General features: G+C 71.8%; 19 protein-coding genes. 14 read left to right on the plus strand and 5 right to left on the minus strand.

Annotation, left to right across the window (positions count from 1 at the left end; all coding sequences use genetic code 11):
• Positions 1-7: 7 nt before the first annotated feature.
• The 9 genes from ABD223_RS37540 to ABD223_RS37580 all read left to right on the plus strand — a co-directional run bounded on the left by ABD223_RS37540 (position 8) and on the right by ABD223_RS37580 (position 8,893).
• Positions 8-1,426 carry a coproporphyrinogen-III oxidase family protein gene (locus tag ABD223_RS37540; protein WP_344041962.1) on the plus strand — a complete coding sequence of 473 codons (1,419 nt, stop codon included), beginning with the start codon at positions 8-10 and terminating at the stop codon, positions 1,424-1,426.
• Between the two features lie 20 nt (positions 1,427-1,446).
• Positions 1,447-2,646, plus strand: coding sequence for an MFS transporter (locus ABD223_RS37545; protein WP_344041964.1), 1,200 nt, complete (start codon positions 1,447-1,449; stop codon positions 2,644-2,646).
• A complete protein-coding gene (locus ABD223_RS37550) occupies positions 2,636-3,847 on the plus strand; it encodes an ATP-grasp domain-containing protein (RefSeq protein WP_344041966.1) in 1,212 nt (403 codons plus the stop codon). Before ABD223_RS37545 ends, ABD223_RS37550 begins: the two co-directional genes overlap by 11 nt.
• Entirely contained in the window at positions 3,844-4,233 is a 390-nt protein-coding gene (gene speD, locus ABD223_RS37555; protein ID WP_344041968.1) for an adenosylmethionine decarboxylase, read from the plus strand. The genes ABD223_RS37550 and speD overlap by 4 nt, the downstream gene beginning before the upstream one ends.
• Positions 4,230-5,519, plus strand: a complete 1,290-nt coding sequence (locus tag ABD223_RS37560) for a tryptophan 2,3-dioxygenase (RefSeq protein WP_344041970.1) — start codon at positions 4,230-4,232, stop codon at positions 5,517-5,519. The genes speD and ABD223_RS37560 overlap by 4 nt, the downstream gene beginning before the upstream one ends.
• A complete protein-coding gene (locus ABD223_RS37565; protein WP_344041972.1) occupies positions 5,507-6,502 on the plus strand; it encodes a methyltransferase in 996 nt (331 codons plus the stop codon). Before ABD223_RS37560 ends, ABD223_RS37565 begins: the two co-directional genes overlap by 13 nt.
• A 25-nt stretch (positions 6,503-6,527) precedes the next feature.
• Positions 6,528-7,733, plus strand: coding sequence for a methionine adenosyltransferase (gene metK, locus ABD223_RS37570; RefSeq protein WP_344041974.1), 1,206 nt, complete (start codon positions 6,528-6,530; stop codon positions 7,731-7,733).
• A 170-nt stretch (positions 7,734-7,903) separates the two neighbouring features.
• On the plus strand, positions 7,904-8,680 hold the full coding sequence (locus ABD223_RS37575) for a 2OG-Fe(II)-dependent halogenase WelO5 family protein (RefSeq protein ID WP_344041976.1): 777 nt from the start codon (positions 7,904-7,906) through the stop codon (positions 8,678-8,680).
• Between the two features lie 3 nt (positions 8,681-8,683).
• A complete protein-coding gene (locus tag ABD223_RS37580; protein ID WP_344041978.1) occupies positions 8,684-8,893 on the plus strand; it encodes a hypothetical protein in 210 nt (69 codons plus the stop codon).
• A 201-nt stretch (positions 8,894-9,094) separates the two neighbouring features.
• On the opposite strand, the gene ABD223_RS37585 is transcribed toward ABD223_RS37580, so the two are convergent.
• The gene (locus tag ABD223_RS37585) at positions 9,095-9,730 is read right to left on the minus strand and encodes an HD domain-containing protein (RefSeq protein WP_344041980.1); all 636 of its coding nucleotides are present in this window, start codon (positions 9,728-9,730) and stop codon (positions 9,095-9,097) included.
• 86 nt (positions 9,731-9,816) lie between these two features.
• Entirely contained in the window at positions 9,817-10,287 is a 471-nt protein-coding gene (locus tag ABD223_RS37590) for a winged helix-turn-helix transcriptional regulator (protein WP_344041982.1), read from the minus strand.
• An 82-nt stretch (positions 10,288-10,369) separates the two neighbouring features.
• On the opposite strand from ABD223_RS37590, the gene ABD223_RS37595 reads away from it, so the two are divergent.
• Positions 10,370-10,789, plus strand: coding sequence for a TIGR03618 family F420-dependent PPOX class oxidoreductase (locus tag ABD223_RS37595; protein WP_344041984.1), 420 nt, complete (start codon positions 10,370-10,372; stop codon positions 10,787-10,789).
• 44 nt (positions 10,790-10,833) lie between these two features.
• On the opposite strand, the gene ABD223_RS37600 is transcribed toward ABD223_RS37595, so the two are convergent.
• Positions 10,834-11,604: an SGNH/GDSL hydrolase family protein gene (locus tag ABD223_RS37600; RefSeq protein WP_344041986.1), complete on the minus strand. Its 771-nt coding sequence runs from the start codon at positions 11,602-11,604 to the stop codon at positions 10,834-10,836.
• Positions 11,605-11,736: 132 nt separating this feature from the next.
• On the opposite strand from ABD223_RS37600, the gene ABD223_RS37605 reads away from it, so the two are divergent.
• On the plus strand, positions 11,737-12,390 hold the full coding sequence (locus ABD223_RS37605) for a TetR/AcrR family transcriptional regulator (RefSeq protein WP_344041988.1): 654 nt from the start codon (positions 11,737-11,739) through the stop codon (positions 12,388-12,390).
• Positions 12,391-12,438: 48 nt separating this feature from the next.
• On the opposite strand, the gene ABD223_RS37610 is transcribed toward ABD223_RS37605, so the two are convergent.
• Entirely contained in the window at positions 12,439-13,101 is a 663-nt protein-coding gene (locus tag ABD223_RS37610; protein ID WP_344041990.1) for a TetR/AcrR family transcriptional regulator, read from the minus strand.
• Between the two features lie 89 nt (positions 13,102-13,190).
• On the opposite strand from ABD223_RS37610, the gene ABD223_RS37615 reads away from it, so the two are divergent.
• Positions 13,191-13,955, plus strand: coding sequence for an SDR family NAD(P)-dependent oxidoreductase (locus tag ABD223_RS37615; RefSeq protein WP_344041992.1), 765 nt, complete (start codon positions 13,191-13,193; stop codon positions 13,953-13,955).
• A gap of 65 nt (positions 13,956-14,020) precedes the next feature.
• Here ABD223_RS37615 and ABD223_RS37620 read toward each other — a convergent pair whose 3' ends face one another.
• The gene (locus tag ABD223_RS37620) at positions 14,021-15,442 is read right to left on the minus strand and encodes an MFS transporter (protein ID WP_344041994.1); all 1,422 of its coding nucleotides are present in this window, start codon (positions 15,440-15,442) and stop codon (positions 14,021-14,023) included.
• Positions 15,443-15,581: 139 nt separating this feature from the next.
• Between ABD223_RS37620 and ABD223_RS37625 the strand changes: the two genes are divergently transcribed.
• Together ABD223_RS37625 and ABD223_RS37630 are read left to right on the plus strand one after the other, a co-directional pair.
• Entirely contained in the window at positions 15,582-16,778 is a 1,197-nt protein-coding gene (locus ABD223_RS37625; protein ID WP_344041996.1) for a cytochrome P450, read from the plus strand.
• Positions 16,772-17,440 carry a TetR/AcrR family transcriptional regulator gene (locus ABD223_RS37630; RefSeq protein ID WP_380648937.1) on the plus strand — a complete coding sequence of 223 codons (669 nt, stop codon included), beginning with the start codon at positions 16,772-16,774 and terminating at the stop codon, positions 17,438-17,440. The genes ABD223_RS37625 and ABD223_RS37630 overlap by 7 nt, the downstream gene beginning before the upstream one ends.
• Positions 17,441-17,532: the final 92 nt, after the last annotated feature.

A 17,532-nucleotide genomic window follows, 5' to 3' on the forward strand; every position in this document is an offset into this window, starting at 1 on the left:
CAATTTCATGCCCGGTCGTACACTGATGAAGTTCGACCGCCAACTTCCGTTCTACAACTGGCTCTACCCGATGAAGGGCCAGGAACTCGACACCGTCACGCACCACGACTTCCACGTGGGCGTCCGCACCGAGGGGGTGCGCAGCCGGGCGCTCTACGTGCACATCCCCTTCTGCGACACGATCTGCACCTTTTGCACGCTCAACCGCGGCCTCGGCAGCACGGGTGACGAGCAGATCGAGCTGTACGTCCGGGCGCTACTGCTGGAGATCCGGCTCAAGGGTCGGTACGCGGCGGTGACGGGCATCCCGATCCGGGCCATCTTCTTCGGCGGCGGCACGCCCACGACCTTGAGCGCCGACCAGATCCGCCGTATTGGTCGGGCGCTGCACGAGAGCTTCGACCTCACGGCGCTGGAGGAGTTCACCTTCGAGGCGGAGGTGAAGAGCGTCGACGACGAGAAGTGCGCGGCGATGCGCGACATCGGCGTCAACAAGATCCGCTTCGGTCTGCAGAGCTTCGACCCCCTGTACCGCGAGCTGTTCAACGTGACCGCCACCATCGACCAGGAGTACGCCGCGGTCGAGCTGTTCAGCAGGTACTTCGAGCACGTGAGCTTCGACATGATCTACGGGATGCACGGGCAGACGTTCGAGCAGTTCTCGCGGGACATCGAGTACGCCACCGGGATGGGCACCCGCACCGTGGAGCTCTACCCGATCAGCAACGTCGTCACCCAGGTCTCCCTTCACCGCGGGTACGCCGACCGGGGCCTGGCCCCGTTGAGCTTCATGCACAAGATGGCGATGACCATCTACCTGGACCAGTACTTGAGGGCGTCCGGGTTCCAGCAGCACAATGGCCACGGTTTCCTCAGGCTGCCGGAGAACGCGGAGCCGGGACCCCACTTCATCTCCCGTGACTACCTCAACCTCTACAACACCCACACGTGGTCCCACTACGACGATGAACTCATCGGCCTCGGCAACAGCGCGATCAGCCAGGTCGGCAAGTACACCGTGATGAACGACGAGAACCGGGCGAGCTATGCCAAGCGCCTGCTCGACGACGGCGACGTCAAGATCAACATTACCGTCGGTGACGACATCCCCTACGAACGGGGGATCGTCCTGGCGCTGCCCTACTTCGGTCACCTCGACAAGAAGCGGGTGCCGTGGGACCACGTGCCGCCCGAGATCGTGGACAAGCTCGGCCTGCTGACCCAGGAGGGGATGCTCGTCGAGGATGACGAGGAGTTCCGCGTCACCAAGCTCGGGTGGATCTGGTACGTCAACATGATGTATTACCTGTCGCCCACCTCGGACCAGAGGGTGCTCGACGAGTTCGTCGCCCTGAAGCGACGCGTCAAGGGCCTCACCGACGGTGACACCAGGATGTTGCCCCTGCTCACAGGACGCGTCGGGTGAACGAGGAACGACAAGGGACGGTGTCGGGATCGTTGTGGCGGTTGGGTCGCACCCAGGCCATCCTCGTACTGGGCGCGCTGCTCAACGCGGTGGCGTTCTTCGCGGTGCTGCCGTTCGCCCCGCTGTACCTCGCGGACCGCACCTCGCTGAGCGCCTCCGCGATCGGGCTCGTCGTGGGCGGCATCGCGTTCACCGCGTCGGTCGGCGGGGTGCTGGGCGGAGCGCTGGTCGACCGGTTCGGCGCGGTGCGCCTGATGACGGCCGGTCTCGCCGGTTACGTCGTCGTCTACACCTCGTTGACATCGGTCCGAGGCACGTTCGCCATCGTGCTCCTGCTCAGCCTGGGCGTGTTCCGCCTCCTCCTCGAACCGGGCGGCAAGAAACTGCTGTCGCAGGTGGACGACGACGGCCGCTTGTTCCGCCTGCGGTACATGGCGTTCTGCATGGGCGGCATCGTCGGACCGGCTGTCGGTGGCGTGCTCTACACCACGAACGTGGTGGCGTTCTTCCTCGTTCCGGCGGCCTTCTACGCGGGGTACCTCGTCCTCCTCGTCACCTGCGGCCGTGAGCTGTCCGCCCTGGACCGGGACGCGGACCGGCCGTCCTCCTCCTACGCGTTGCGCGACGCGGCCCGTGACCGGCGCCTTCTGGCCGCGGTCGGGGCCGGGCTGACCATCTTCTTCGTGTTCTCGCAGTTGGAGTCGATGCTGCCGTTGATCGTGCGCGACAAGTACGGGGACGCCGCCGGCTCCTACTTCGCGGCGCTCTTCATCGCCAACGCCGTGCTCGCTCTGGCGCTCCAGCCGCTGATCTACCGGGCCTCGCGGAAAGTGCCGCGCGGGCCGTTCGTCATCGCCGGGTGTGCCGCGTTTGCCCTGTCGTTCGCCTGCTTCTGGGCGGGGCAGCACGGTCTCGTGTGGTACTTCGCCGGGATCGCGCTGTGGACCCTGGGCGAGGGAGTGCTGTTGCCGATGCCGGACATCGCGGTCCACGAGATAGCCGAGGGCGACCGCAAGGGCGTGTACTTCGGCATAGCCGAACTCCGCTACCTCGGGTTCTTCCTCGGTCCGCTCACCGGCGGACTGCTCCTCGACAGCGCTGCCCCGCTCTACTTCACCGCGATGGCCTTGGTGATCTTCGCCTGCGTCCCGCTGCTGCTCGGCAGGTTCACCGCGCCGAGCGGTGCCGTTCCCGAGAGGGGGACGACCGGTGCGGACTGACGACGGCTTGATCCTCATCGCGCACCGCATCCCTGCCGCGATCACCCCGCTGGGCGAGTGGTTGCGGGACATCGCCCACCGCGTCGTGCTCGTCACCAGCGACGAGGCCGCCCCGGGTTATGCCGACGCGTTCGACCGGGTTGTCGCCGTGGCCTCCTACTCGACCGGCGACGCCGTTGTGGAGCAGCTCCACCGGCTGTGCCGAGACCACGACGTGTCGCGGATCGTCTACGGCACGGAGGAGGACGTGCTACGGCTGGCGCGGGTCCGCGACCGGTACGGCATCCCCGGGTTGAGCGGTGCGGACGCGCTGCCCTACCGGGACAAGCTGTCGATGAAGGAACGAGTCGCGGACCTGCTGCCGACCCCGCGGTTCCACCGGCCGGCTGGTCCCGCCGACGCGGTCGCCTTCGCCGACCGCGTCGGGTGGCCCCTGGTGGTCAAGCCCCGGTTCGGCTACGGGTCTCGAGGCGTGGCGGTGGTCCGCTCGCCCGACGCCCTGCTGCGCGACATCGCCTCGCGTCCCGATGACGACGTGCTGGTCGAAGAGTTCATCGAGGGTTCGGTGTACCACGTCGACGGCTTCATGCAACACGGCGAGGTGCTCTTCAGCTGTCCGTCGGCTTACTTCAACGACTGCCTCGCCTTCGCGGACGGCCGACCTCTGGGCAGCTGGCAGCTCGACCCCGGCGACTCGTTCGCAGAGCGGCTCTCGGCGTTCGCCGTCCGAGTGGTCGGGTTGTTCCCCGCCACCGGGTTCACGCCGTTCCACTTGGAGGTGTTCCGCCGGGCCGGCACCGACGAGATCCACTTCTGCGAGGTGGCCGCCCGACTGGGCGGGGCGCACGTGTTCGAGACGCTCGGTGCGGCAGCGGGGATCAATCCCGTCCGGACCTGGTACCGGCGGCAGGCCGGACTGGACGAGCCCGTGGGCTTCACCCCGTCCGCCGACCGGTTCGGCTGGCTGCTGGTGCCGCCCCGACCGGGCGTGCTGGAGGCCGTGGACGGTCCACCGCTACCGGGTTTCGTCGAGCGATTCCACGTCAGCGCGGACCTGCCGCGGGCCTTCGGCGAGGCCACCGTGAGCACCGACGCGGTCATGTCGTTCGTGGTGCGCGGTGCGAACAGCCGGCTGCTGCGGGCGAACCTGTCCTCCTGCCTCGAGTGGGCCACCCGGGCGATGAGATGGAGGGAATCATGAGCCAGTACGACTTCTCGGGCAAGCACATCATGTGCGACATCACGGGCGTGGCGGAAGACGTCGTCCTCGACAACACCCGAATCCTCGATTCGATAGCCCTCGGCATCACGGACTCGGGCGCGACGCTGTGCGGCGTCCAGCTCAAGGAGTTCGAGCCGATAGGTCTCGCGGCTGTCTACATCTTGTCCGAGTCGCACGTCTCCGTGCATACGTACCCGGAGCTCGGGGCGCTGTTCTTCGACGTGTTCACCTGCGGCGACCACTGCGTCCCGGAACGCATCCTGGACGCGCTGCTGCGGGCCCTCGGCCCGTGCGAGTACCGGGTCAGCGTGGTGGGCCGCGGTGACCCGGTCACCTCCGGGACGCCCGCCAGGAGGTCGACGTGATCACACCCGAGGCGCTCCGGGCCGAGCGGGCGCTCGTCGAGGTGGGACGCACCGGTCCGGGCGGCGCGGGCCTCCGGGCGTGCCGGACCCAGGACAGTGGGCGCTCCGGCGAAACCGCCCGCCGGGCGATGAGCCGCTGGCACGAGCGGGGCGCCACCGCTGAAGCGTTCCCCTACGCCGAGACCGTCGCGCACTTTCGCGTCACCGGCCGGGCGGCGGCCGACGGCGCGCTGGTCGCCCTGCTGCGCGCGAGTTACGACAGCCTTCCCGTGAAGCCCTCGCTGCTGCGGGCGTGGCTGCCTTCGACCTTCGACCAGGACGACGGCGACTACCACTCCTACGTCTGCACGGGCGTTTTGGCCTGGGTGGTCGGGCGCGCCGCGCCCGACGGGCGCCGCCGGGTGCTCGACGAGTTGGTGGTGGCGACAGCGGCCGACCTTCTGCGGATCGAAGCCGAGGCCCTGGCGGCGACACCTGATCGGGCGCACGAGGTTCGGACCCGCGCCGCTGTTCGCGTGCTCGCCGCGTGCGGTGTGATGATGCCCGCCCTGATGTCGGAACAGATGGCCGCGTCCGCGTCCGCGAAAGCCGTCGACGAGCGGTCCGGCTCGATCCAGCGCACGGCCCGCAGCCTGGCGGGCACGGTGCTCGACCGGGTCCCCGGCCCGCTTCGCGAGGCGGTCGAGGTCACCCTCCTGCCGATGACCCGCCTGCACGACGAACAGATGTTCATTCGGTGCATCCAGATTTTCGAGGGCGTCTACGAGCAGGTGGTCACGTCGCTGCGCCGGGCACGGGTCGCGCTCGTGTCCGGTGATGCCGAGAGCGCCCGGGACGAACTCGACTCGGCGACGGCGCGGGTGAGGACGACCCCGGCGGTGTTCCGGGTCCTCACCACGATGCCGGTCGACGTCTTCGCCGTCATCCGCGGCTACACCGCAGGGCGCAGCGCCGTCCAATCGACCGCTTACCGCGCGGTCGAGCGCTTGGCCGCGTCCAGTGCCCGGGTCGGGGCCGCGGGTGCGCCCGCTTCCGACGGGGACGAGCCGTCGTTGCAGGAGGCTTACCTCGCGCTCGACCGGCCATCGGGAGTGGCCCACTCGATGGCGTGCCTGGACGACGCCTGGAACAGGATGAAGCGTACGCACTGGGGACTCACGTTGAAGATCATCGGCAGGGTGCCGGGAACCGGAGGCACGTCGGGGGCGGACTACCTGCGGCAGGCGCTGGATCAGCCGCTGTTCCCCTGGCTCGTCAACAGGGGCGGTGAACCGTGGCGGACCTGAACGCCGAACTGCGCCGGAAGATCATGGGCTACATCGTCTCCCAGGCCATCATGGCGGTCAATGAACTGCGGATCCCCGACCGCCTCGACGACGGGCCCGTGCAGGTGGACCGGCTCGCCTCCGAGGCGGGCTGCGACCGCGACGCCCTAAGGCGCTTTCTCCGCGTCCTGGTCGGGGAAGGGCTCTTCACCTTCGCCGACCCGGACACGTTCGGCCTCACCGACATGGGCGCGCTGCTGTGCACCCGCACCCCGGCCTCCCCGGGGAACTTCGCCGAGCTGATGGGTGGGGAGGCCTATGCCTCATGGGCGGCCGCTGCCCACTCACTGCGCACGGGCGAGCCCGCGTTCGACCACCTCCACGGCGCCCGCTACTTCGACTGGCTGGCGACTGACCCGGACGCCGCGCACCGGTTCAACCGCGCCCAGTCCGAGCTGGTCCGGCTCCGGTCGGTGCCGTTGCTGGAACGTGACTGGGCCGGCACGCGCACCGTGGTCGACGTCGGTGGCGGGAACGGCGCGCTGGTCGCGGCGCTGCTCGCCCGCCACACGACCCTGCGGGCGGCGGTCTTCGACCTCCCGGACGTGGTCGAGGAGGCTCGGAAGGTCTTGGCCGCGGCCGGCCTCGACGGACGCGCCGACGTCGTGCCCGGCGACTTCTTCACCGACGTGCCCCGCGGCGCCGACGTTTACGTGCTGTCGCAGGTCCTGCACGACTGGGACGACGAGGACGCCGGCCGAATTCTTCGCCGCTGCCGGACGGCGGTGCCGGGGCACGGCCGGCTCCTCGTGGTCGAACAGGTCCTCGGTGACGGTTGCGACGCCGGGCCGACCGCACTGCTCGACCTCCACATGCTGGTGCTGCTCGGGGGGCGGGAACGCACCCGGTCCGACTGGGCGGCGCTCCTCGGAGCCAACGGTTTCACCATCGACGAGATCCGAACCGGTCCGCGGTCGTCCCTCATCGAAGCGGTTCCCACCTGACCCAGCGAACTTCGCGAGGAAAACCATGTCGATACGCCTCTTCACCTCTGAATCTGTCACCGAGGGCCATCCGGACAAGATCGCCGACCAGATCAGCGACACCGTCCTGGACGTGCTCCTGACCGCCGACCCGAGGTCTAGGGCATGCGTCGAAACCCTGGTCACCGGCAAGCTGGTGCACGTCGCCGGCGAGATCACCACAACCGCGTCACCGTCCTACGAGCAGCTCGTGCGCGACAAGTTGCTCGCCATCGGGTACGACTCGGCGGACACCGGCTTCGACGGCGAGACGTGCGAGGTCCTGCTGTCCTTCGGCCAGCAGTCCGACGAGATAGCCCGGGGCGTCGACGTCGCCTACGAGGCGCGGGTCGACGGCGACCGGGACGAGCTGTCCGGTCAGGGTGCGGGGGATCAGGGGCTGATGTTCGGCTACGCCTGCGACGACACCCGGGAACTGATGCCCCTTCCGATCCACCTGGCGCACCGGCTGTCCCGGAAACTGGCCGAGGTGCGCCGGGACGGGACGGTCGGCGGCCTGCGGCCGGACGGCAAGACACAGGTCACGATCGGGTACGACGGCGACCGCCCGGTGAGCCTGGACACCGTGCTGGTGTCCGCTCACCACGAACGGGGCGTCGACGCAGGTGTCCTGGCGGGCGAGTTGCGGGAGTCGGTGGTGGAACCGGTCCTGGCGGCGCTGGCGAACAGCGGCGTGGAGCTCGACGTGGGGGGTTACCGCCTGCTGGTCAACCCCGCCGGCTCGTTCGAGGTAGGCGGGCCGATCACCGACGCCGGGCTGACGGGTCGGAAGATCATCGCGGACACGTACGGCGGGATGGCCCGGCACGGGGGTGGATCGCTGTCCGGCAAAGATCCGTCCAAGGTGGACAGATCGGCTGCTTACGCCCTGAGGTGGGTCGCGAAGAACGTCGTGGCAGCAGGCCTCGCCAGTCGCTGCGAGGTCCAGGTGGCCTATGCCATCGGGAAAGCCGAACCCGTCGGCTTGTTCGTCGAGACCTTCGGCACCGCGACGACCTCCCCGCACCTGGTCGAGAAGGCGGTCGCCGAGGTCTTCGACCTCCGCCCGGCCGCGATCATCCGCGACCTCGACCTGCTCCGCCCCATCTACGGGCAGACCGCCGTCTACGGCCACTTCGGCCGTGAGCTGCCGGACTTCACCTGGGAGCGCACCGACCGCGTCGGGGACCTCCTCCGGGCCGCGGAAGGGTGATCGCCTGACCATCCGCTCCGCAGGCCCGCTAAAGGCGACCTGGGCCGCGACCGGGTCCGACACAACACTTTGCACTGAAACCAGGGGGAATCAGGACCATGTCCACGACATCGATTTCACACGAGCAGAACCTCGCCTCGCAGGCGTCTCCGGTTTATCAGCTGTTCGGAGTGGCCGACGTGGCGGAGCCCGGCCGGGATCACCTCGCCCAGGTCGCGTCCGGGGCCTTGGCCGCGATTCGAGTCCCGGAGCTCTTCACGCACGAGGAGTGCGAGCGGATCATGACCACGCTCGCCACCTGCCCGATGGGCAGCTACGACGAGCAACGGGTGCAGCCCCGGGTGCCGAAGCTGGGACCCGCCATCTACGACTACTACGGTGAGTCGGCGTCCGGCGAGCTGCCGGTGTCGTACTGGGAGCACGCGACCCAGTCGGAGGAAACCAGATCCGGGCTCCTCGGGGGCGAGGACCCCCTGCCCATCGCGCTGAGCCGCATCGAGCGGATCTGGGGCAACCCCGTCCGCCGCGCCGCGGTGGCGGGACGCACGCTGTTCGCCGGGATGATCCGCGAGATCAACCTCGGCATGAAGCTGCACTTCGACGACGTCATCCGCGAGGTTCCCGGGCTGCTCGACGAGATGCCGATGTGTCAGCTGGCGTTCAACGTCCATCTCGCCGCCCCGCGGTCGGGCGGCGAGGCCAACGTCTACCAGCGCCGCTGGCGCGTCACCGACGAGCTGCCGGAGAACCGCGACACCTACGGGTACGACGAGAAGATCGTCCTTGGCGATGCCCGCGCGGTCGTGCGGGCCGAGGTCGGTGACGCGACGTTCTTCGACTCCCGCAACTACCACATCGTCCGTCCCAACACGTCCGACGACCGCCGGGTCACCATGTCGTTCTTCATGGGCCTGACGGCATCGGGCGAGATCACCGTCTGGTCGTGACGCATGACGGAGGAGAAGGGGGAACACCGCGGCATGGAGTCCACCCAAGCGCGCCCGCGCGGTGGAGATGACCTGATCGGCCTGTTGGCCGGGATCGTCGCCGACACGGCGGCGCTGCGGCGCGTGCTCGACGAGTTGGACGAAGACGGGCTGCGCTCCCTGTCGAGAACTGCGCTCGTGTTGTACCGGGAGGCCGAGGATCGCTTGATCTGATCCGACCGGCCCGCGTCCCGACAGGGGCGCGGGCCGGTCCTGGCCGGCCGGTCGGCCTGTTGAGCGGCGTCGGGCAGCGCAATGGGCAGCCGTTCACGTCGCGGTGCAACGATCCCGCGAGCCGCACGTGACGTGACCCGTGAAGTGAGTTCGGGCATCGACGGCCTGATGGCATACGCGTGAGGCGCGCTGCGGCCTTGCTCAGTCGCCCCACCGCATCGGGATGTCCGAGGGCGCGCCCAGGTCGTCGGTCTTGACCAGGTACCGGGCCACGGAGCCGACCGGGGCCTTGGTGGGCACGGCCCGCGCCTGACCGACGATCGCGGCGTGCAGCGCCGAGGAGGTGTTCAGGCGGGGGTGGCGGGCGTGGAGGTCGGCCGCCACCTCGTCGGTGACGTGCTCGGCGCCCGGGTCGGGGTCCACGCCGAAGTCCAGCGCGGTCCCGGCGGCGACCAGGCGGCACAGCAGGCCGCGGCGCTCCGCGATGCCGGTGGAGGTGTGCAGGGCGATGGCCTCCCACACGCGGTCCGCCGTGGCGGCGTCGACGCCGTGGTCGCGCAGGTGCTCGGTGGCGAGGTCGGCGCCGGCGACCTCGAACCGGTCCGGTCGTCGGGCGCCGGCGTCGCCGAGGCCGAGGTCGTGCAGGATCGCGGCGAAGAACAGGGCCCGCGGGTCGTACTCCTCGTGCTGCCGGGCGTTCCACCGGTCGGCCAGGTGCTCCGCGTAGAAGTAGGCGCGGATGCTGTGGTTGGCCACGGCCGGGGACACCGAGGCGCGCAGGAAGTCCAGGGTGGTGCGGGCGAAAGGTTCCGCGAGCAGCGGGGGAGTGGTGATCACGATGTCGATCCTGGCGGCGGCGCGCACCCCTCACCAGTGGCTGGAACGCCAACTCCCACCGGGTTCTGGCCAACGCCCGGGACTCGTCACGCGCCCGGCTCCGGTGCCACGGCCGCGCCGGGGCCGGGCAGCAGGTCGACGTTCCCGGCGTGCACCGGTTCGCCGCAGTGCGCGCAGCGCAGGTCGACGCCGCTGATCTCGCCGCAGGCGTGGTGCCGGTAGAGCACCGGCGGACCGGCTTCGCCGGCGAGCCACCGGTCGCCCCAGCCGGCCATGACCACGAGCAGGTCGACCAGTTCGGCGCCCTTCTCGGTGAGGACGTACTCGTGGCGCGGTCGCCGGTCGTAGGGGCGGCGGTCGAGCACGCCGTGGTCGACGAGGTGGTTGAGCCGCTCGGTCAGGACCTTGCGCGAGATCCCCAGGTCGGCCTGGAGCTGCTCGAACCGGGTGATGCCGGCCCACACGTCCCGCAGGATCAGCGGCGACCAGGGCTCTCCGATGACGTCCAGCGTGCGCGCGATCGAGCACGCCATCCTGCCGAAGTCCGTGCGCTGCATGGGACCAGCCTAGCAATCGGGGTTCCCTGGAGGAACGTCAACTGCTACGGTCTCGGGGTCTCTTGAGGGAACCCCGGAGGGCGTGACAGTGCCCCCCGGCCACCCGCGACTGGAGCCCACCACGATGCTCGACCCCGCTGTGCGCCGCGTGCTCGACGGCACCCCGATCGCCCACCTCGCCGGCGTCCTGCCCGACGGCGCGCCCCACGCGGTCCCCGTGTGGATCGGCACGCACGGCGACCACGTCGTGATCTTCACCGGCCCGGGGTCCCGCAAGGCCCGCAACCCGCGCCGCGACCCGCGGGTCGCGCTCTCCCTGACGCCGGTCGACAACCCGTTCCAGCCGATCGCCGTCCGGGGCCGCGTCGTCGAGTGGGTCGAGGGCGACGCCTCGTGGGAGATCGTCGACCGGATCTCGACCAAGTGCACCGGCCGCCCCTGCGGGCGCGACGAGCGGCGGGTCGTCGCGCTCATCGAACCCCACCGGCAGATCATCGGCTGACCGGCCCGCCCCGCGTCCCGTCCGGGGACGCGGGGCTCGCCCGGTCAGCCGGTCGCGCTGGTGAGCAGCGCCAGGTAGCCCAGCCGGTACCCGTTCGCGTTGGGGTGGAACGACTCCACGAGCCGCAGCAGGGAGAACTGGTTGATCCACGGCGACGGGCCGCACGCGCCGTGGCCCGCGAAGTGGGCCCGGGCGTCGACGTAGCGGAAGCCGGCGGACGCGGCGCGGGCGGCGATGGCCTCGTGCAGGGCGTCGGCGCCCCGGTTGAGCGCGGCGCGCTTGGTCGCGCTGAGGCAGGAGCCGTTCGGCTCGACCAGGCGCGGGTAGCCCAGCACGACCACGGTCGCGTTCGGGGCTCGGCCCCGGATGGTCGCGTAGGTGGCGTCGAGCTTGGGCGGCAGCGCGGTGCGCGCGTTCTCGATGCCCGTGTTCACCGCGTTCACGCAGGTGGTGTCGCTCCCGGTGACGCAGGTGATCATGGTGCTCGCGAAACCGACGTCGTTGCCGCCGATGGTGATGGAGACCAGGTCGGTGCCCGCGTCGAGCGAGGCGAACTGGTCGGTCATGCTCGCGGTGGTCGCGCCGCCGCAGGCCGCGTACCGGAACGAGGACACGTCGTGGCTGTCGGCCCACAGCTGGGCGTACCCGCGCGGGCTGCGGAAGCAGGTGCCGCCGGTGTAGGGCGGCGCCCCGGTGCCGGAGGAGTACGAGTCGCCGAGGGCGACGTAGTCGACGGGTGCCTCGGCCCGTGCGGCCGGGGCCGTGACCACGGCCGCCAGCACCGCGCACAGAGCCCCGAGAAGACGTTTGCGCACGCCCGCTCCTTCCTGGTCGTCGCCCGTGTGAAGGCGTCAGGTCCGGCAGGTTACGGTCGGGTACCGAGGGATCACACCCGGTGCTACTCTCATTACCTACGGGTAACATCGGTCTTTTGCCGGGGTGGCGGCATGACAGGTCCGCGACGCAGCGACGCCCGGCGCAACCGGGCGGCCATCATGGCGGTGGTGGGCGACTCGGTGCGCCACGGCCTGCGGATGCCGTCCGCCACGCGGATCGCGCACCTCACCGGCCTGGGCCAGGCGACGGTCTACCGGCACTTCCCGGACCGCCGCAGCCTCCTGCTCGCGGTGACCCACGAGCAGCTCGGCCTGCTGCGGCAGGCGGCCAGGCGCGACGCCGACGACCCCGCCGCGTTCCACGGGCTGCTGCGCGAGGTGATGGTGCACCAGGTGCTGATGCGGCCGCTGGTCGAGGAGCTGCGCGGGTTCCCGGCGGCGGACCAGCGCGGGTGCGCCCGCCGGCTGCTCGACGCGCTGCGCGTGCCGTTCGCCCGCTCCCGGGCGGCGGGTCACCTCAGGCGGAACGTCGTGCTCGACGACGTGGCGGTCGTGCTGGCCATGCTCCAGGGCGCGGTCGAGGCCACGCCCACCCCGGAGGCTGCCCGGCGGGTGATACCGGTGCTGCTCGACGGGCTGTTCCGCGCCGGGGCCGGGCCTGGGGCCGGGGTCGGAGATGGAGCTGAGGCCGGGGTCGGACTCGGGGCTGGGACCGGACTCGGGACCGAGGGTGGAGCGGGGACCGGGACCCGGGTTCGGGATTGAGCCCGAGCTCGGCTCCGGGCCGGGCCGGGCCTGGGTCCGGGTCGGGCGTCATCGCGCCGGGGGGCAGCCCGGGTGGGGTGACACGCCGTCCGCCGCGATCCGGAACGCCTCGCGCACCGCGTCGAGCAGGCCGTCCTCGTCGTCCTCCGGTCGACCCGCGGGCGCGGTGTGCCAGGCGTAGTGCTCCACCGCCGCCCGCAGCGCGGCGTTGAGCATCGCGGCCCGCACCCTGGCGCGCAGGCCGTCGCCGGAGGACTCCGCGAGGGCCGCGGCGAACACCGGTTCGGCGTTGTCGTGCGCCCGGAGCCACACCGCGCGCAGGGCGGGTTCGGCGGGGACCAGCCGGATCAGGGCCAGCAGCGCGGGCACGTCCGCCCGGCCCGCGCCGGTGTCCCGGGCCGCCTCGTCGAGCAGGTCGGCGACCTCGTCGCCGGCCCGCCACCCCCGCAGCAGGCCCGCCACCGCCTCGATGCCCGCGGTGAACAGCGGCCGGACGCAGTCCTCCTTGGCGGGGAAGTAGCGCCACAGCGTGCGCACGGAGATGCCCGCGGCCTCGGCGACGTCCTCGGCCGAGGTCGCGGCGACGCCGCGGGCGGCGAACAGCCGCACGGCCTCGCGGGCGATCTCCAGCCTGGTCTCCGCCTTGCGCCGCTCGGTCAGCGGCGGGCGCCCGGTCCGGCCCCGGGACCCATCGGCACGGTCACCCGGCACCTCGACCTCCCGCGAACGACTCGCGGCGATCTTACCGCCCGGCGTGGTAAGACTAAGTGGCACGACGTGCCATAAAAAGGGAGAGCGGGATGAGGGATTTCGGACTGGCCGGTCGCAGCGCGGTCGTCACCGGGGCGGGCGCGGGCATCGGGCGGGCGGTGGCCCTGGAGTTCGCCGAGGCGGGCGCGCGGGTGGTGGTCGCCGACCTGGACGCCGAGGCGGCCGAGGCCGTCGTCGCGGAGGTCGGCGCGCGGGGCGGCGTCGCGGTGGCGGTGACCGGCGACCTCGCCGACCAGGAGGTGGTCGACCGCGTCGTGGCCACCGCCGTCGACGCCTTCGGCGGGGTCGACGTGCTGGTCAACAACGCCGGGATCATGGACCGGATGAACGCCGCCGCGGACGTGGCCGACGCCGAGTGGGACCGGGTGCTCCAGGTCAACCTCACCGCGCCGTTCAAGCTCACCCGCGCGGTCCTGCCGCACATGCTGGCGAAGGGCCGGGGCGCGATCGTCAACACCGCGTCCGAGGCCGCCTTCCGGGGCAGCGCGGCGGGCGCCGCGTACACCGCGGCCAAGCACGGCGTCGTCGGGCTCACCAGGTCGCTCGCGATCACCTACCGGGACGCGGGCATCCGCGCCAACGCCATCGCGCCCGGCGCGACCAGGACGGCCATCGCGCTCGACGTCGACCCCGGCGCCCGCGGCCCCGCCGCCCTCGGGGCCTACGCGGGCAACTTCGGCCGGGTCGCGGAGGCCGAGGAGCAGGCCGCCGTGATCGTGTTCCTGGCCTCGGACGCGGCGAGCAACGTCAACGGCGTCGTCGTCCCCGTGGACAACGGCTGGTCGGCCGTCTAGGTCGGGCCGCCGCCCAGACCAGGCCGCCGCCCAGACCAGGCCGCCGCCCAGACCTCTGCCACCGCCTAGGCCCGGTCGCGCCCCGGCAGGAAGGCGGCCACCGCGGCGGCGGTCAGGGCCGCGCCCGCGCCGATCGCCAGGATCACCCGGAACGCCTGCTGCGAGGGCAGGTCGACGCCGCCGAACGGGGTGGTCGATCGGGCCAGGACCGCGCCCGCCACCGCGCTGGACACCGACGTGCCGATGGAGCGCATCAGGGTGTTGAGGCTGTTGGCGGCGGCGGTCTCGGACACCGGCACGGCGGCCATGATCAGGCCGGGCATCGCGCCGTACGCCAGGCCGATGCCCGCCCCGATGACGCTGGACGCCAGCACGAGGTGCCAGAGCTCGGTCATCAGCGCGATGTCCAGCGCGTACCCGGCGGCGACCACGAGCGCGCCGGTGACCAGCGTCGCCTTGGGGCCCCTGGCCCGGGAGAGGCGGGCGGACACCGGGGCCATCGCCATCATCACCAGCCCGGACGGGGCGAGCACCAGGCCGACGACGAGCAGCGACCGGCCCAGGCCGTAGCCGGTCGCGGCGGGCAGTTGCAGCAGCTGGGGCAGCACGATCGACATCGCGAACATCGCGAAGCCGAACACGGCCGAGGCCAGGTTGGTCAGCAGCACCTGCCGCCGCGCCGCGGTGCGCAGGTCCACCAGCGGCCCGGTGGTGCGCAGCTCCCACCAGCCCCACACCGCCAGGACCACCGCCGCCGTGCCGAACAGGCCCGAGGTCACGCCGCTGGTCCAGCCCCAGTCCGCGCCCTTGGAGATGCCCAGCAGCAGGCAGGACAGCGCGATCGACAGGCCGATCGCGCCGAGCAGGTCGAAGCGGCCGCCGGTGCGCACCTCGGACTCCGGCACCAGTGCCGCGACCAGCGCGGCGGCGATCGCGCCGAGGCCGGCGGCGGCCCAGAACAGCACGTGCCAGTGCAGCCGCTCGGCCAGCAGGGCGGCGGCGGGCAGCCCCAGCGCGCCGCCGACCCCCAGCGACGCGCTCATCAGCGCGGTCGCCGAACCCAGCCGCTCGGCGGGCAGCTCGTCGCGCATGATGCTGATGCCCAGCGGGATGACGCCCGCGGCCAGGCCCTGGAGGACCCGGGCGGCGATCAGCGGCACCAGGGCGTCGCTGAGCGCGCCGACCACCGACCCGGCGACCAGCAGCGCGAGGCTGACCAGCAGCATCCGGCGCTTGCCGTACATGTCGCCGAGGCGGCCGACCGTCGGCGTGGCCACGGCGGCGGCGAGCAGCGTGGCGGTGAGCGCCCACGCGGTGTCCGCCGGCGACGCGCCCAGCAGGCCCGGCAGCAGCGGCACCAGCGGGATCACCGCGGTGTGCACCAGCGAGACGACGATGCCGCCGAACGCCAGCACCGCCACGAACGCCTTCGGCTCCGGCGGTGCGGCCGGCGGCGTGCCGGTGGTGCGTGCGCGCGCGATCGACATGGCGGGGTGCCTCCACCTCGGGGACGGGTCCGGTCGGCCGGGTTCGCCGGGGAACTCATTTAAAGCAGTCGCTTGACTTACCATATCGGCCTCGCTTCACTGTGGGGCACCGAACGCCGATCAACGAGGAGGGCGTCACGTGGCGCACGAGGCGTTGCCGAACTACCCGATCCCCAACCCGACGGCGCTGGAGCCGCCCGCCGAGTGGGCCGAGCTGCGGCGGGGCTGCCCGGTCGCGCCGGTGCGCCTGCCCAGCGGCGACCGGGCCGTGGTGCTCACCCGCTACGCCGACGTGAAGCAGGTGCTGTCCGACCCGCGGTTCACCCGCCGGCTCGACGCGCCCGACGCGGCCCGGATCACCGACAGCGAGTCCGGCGGCGTGTTCAACACCGAGATGGCGGCGGTGCTGCCCGACTCCGGGCCCGAGCACCAGCGGTGGCGGCAGCAGGTCGGCCGGTGGTTCACGGTCAAGCGCCTCAACGCCCTGCGCCCCGCGATCGAGGCCATGGCCGAACGGCTGGTCGACGAGCTGGTGGCGGGCGGCCAGCCCGCGGACCTCAAGGCGGCGCTGGGCTTCCCGCTGCCGGTGTGGGTGATCTGCGACCTGCTCGGCGTGCCGGACGCCGACCGGGACCGGTTCGCCCACTGGTCGGACACCCTGCTCAACCTGACCCGCTACACCGAGGCCGAGATCGGCGCGGCCCAGGCGGAGTTCGTCGCCTACATGCGCGAGCACGTCGCGGCCAAGCGCGCGGAGCCCAAGGACGACCTGCTCGGCACGCTGATCGCGGGCGGCGAGCTGTCGGACGCGCAACTGGTCGCCACCGGTCAGGGGCTGCTCGTCGCCGGGCACGAGACCACCGCGAACATGATCGGCAAGATGGTCGGGATGCTGCTGGCCGACCGCGGCCGGTGGGAGCGGCTGGTCGCCGACCCGTCGCTGGTGCGCACCGCGGTGGAGGAGGTGCTGCGCTTCGACGCCAACCCGGGCCTGGGCATGCCGCGCTACATCACCGAGGACGCCGAGGTCGGCGGCGAGCGCCTGCCTGCCGGCAGCACCGTCATGTGCAGCATGGGCGCGGCCAACCGCGACGAGACCGCCTTCGACCGGGCGTCCGAGATGGACCTGTCGCGCAGCCCCAACCCGCACCTGGCGTTCGGCGCGGGCGCGCACTCGTGCCTCGGGCAGGCGCTGGCGCGCACCGAGCTCCAGGTGGTGCTGGAGGTGCTGGTGCGCCGGCTGCCCGGCCTGGAGCTGGCGGTGGCGCCCGAGGAGCTGAACCGGGTCGAGGGGCTGGTGGTCGGGGGTTTGCGAGACGTGCCGGTACGGTGGTGACCGTGGTGACCGACGTCGGCAGGACCCCCAGGGCCGAGCAGGTCGGCGCCACCCGCCTGCACATCCTCGCCACGGCGGAGCGGCTGTTCGCGGAAGAGGGGCTCTACGCGGTCTCGAACCGCCAGATCAGCGCGGCCGCCGGGCAGGGGAACAACGCCGCCGTCGGTTACCACTTCGGCACCAAGGCCGACCTCGTGCGGGCGATCGTGCGCAGGCACGTGGAGCGGATCGAGCCGCTGCGCCTGGAGATGGTGACCGCCGCCGGGGGGTCGGCGGACGTGCGGGACTGGGTCGACTGCCTGGTGCGGCCGTTCACCGCGCACCTCGCCTCGCTGGGCGACCCCACGTGGTTCGCCAGGTTCGGCGCGCAGGCCATGACCGACCCGGCGTTCCGGGCGATCATGGTCGACGAGGCCCTGGCCACGCCCTCGCTGCGGGACGTGCTCGACGGGCTGGACCGGTCCCTGCCCGACCTGCCCGCGGTGGTGCGGGCGGAGCGCGGCGACATGATCCGCGACCTCGTGGTGCACGTGTGCGCCGAGCGGGAGCGCGCGGTCGCGGAGGGCACCGTCACCGTGCGGTCCACGTGGGACGAGGCGGCGACGGGTCTGGTCGACGCCATCACGGGGCTGTTGCTGGCGCCGATCTCGCATCGCGCCTGATGTGACCGGTTCGGGTGAAGTGCCGGGTCGCGTCGCCCGCTCGCGACGCACCGTCACAGGCCGGTCACCAGCAGTTTTAAGTCAGTCGCTTG

The sequence above is a fragment of the Saccharothrix xinjiangensis genome (assembly GCF_039527585.1).
Classification (GTDB): Bacteria; Actinomycetota; Actinomycetes; order Mycobacteriales; family Pseudonocardiaceae; genus Actinosynnema; species Actinosynnema xinjiangensis.

Bases quoted from the DNA above. Each gene is read 5' to 3' on its own strand.
- ABD223_RS37590 (WP_344041982.1), bottom strand. From the start codon at position 10,287: ATGCAGCGCACGGACTTCGGCAGGATGGCGTGCTCGATCGCGCGCACG.
- ABD223_RS37540 (WP_344041962.1), top strand. From the start codon at position 8: ATGCCCGGTCGTACACTGATGAAGTTCGACCGCCAACTTCCGTTCTAC.
- metK (WP_344041974.1), top strand. From the start codon at position 6,528: ATGTCGATACGCCTCTTCACCTCTGAATCTGTCACCGAGGGCCATCCG.
- speD (WP_344041968.1), top strand. From the start codon at position 3,844: ATGAGCCAGTACGACTTCTCGGGCAAGCACATCATGTGCGACATCACG.
- ABD223_RS37615 (WP_344041992.1), top strand. From the start codon at position 13,191: ATGAGGGATTTCGGACTGGCCGGTCGCAGCGCGGTCGTCACCGGGGCG.
- ABD223_RS37620 (WP_344041994.1), bottom strand. From the start codon at position 15,442: ATGTCGATCGCGCGCGCACGCACCACCGGCACGCCGCCGGCCGCACCG.
- ABD223_RS37605 (WP_344041988.1), top strand. From the start codon at position 11,737: ATGACAGGTCCGCGACGCAGCGACGCCCGGCGCAACCGGGCGGCCATC.
- ABD223_RS37580 (WP_344041978.1), top strand. From the start codon at position 8,684: ATGACGGAGGAGAAGGGGGAACACCGCGGCATGGAGTCCACCCAAGCG.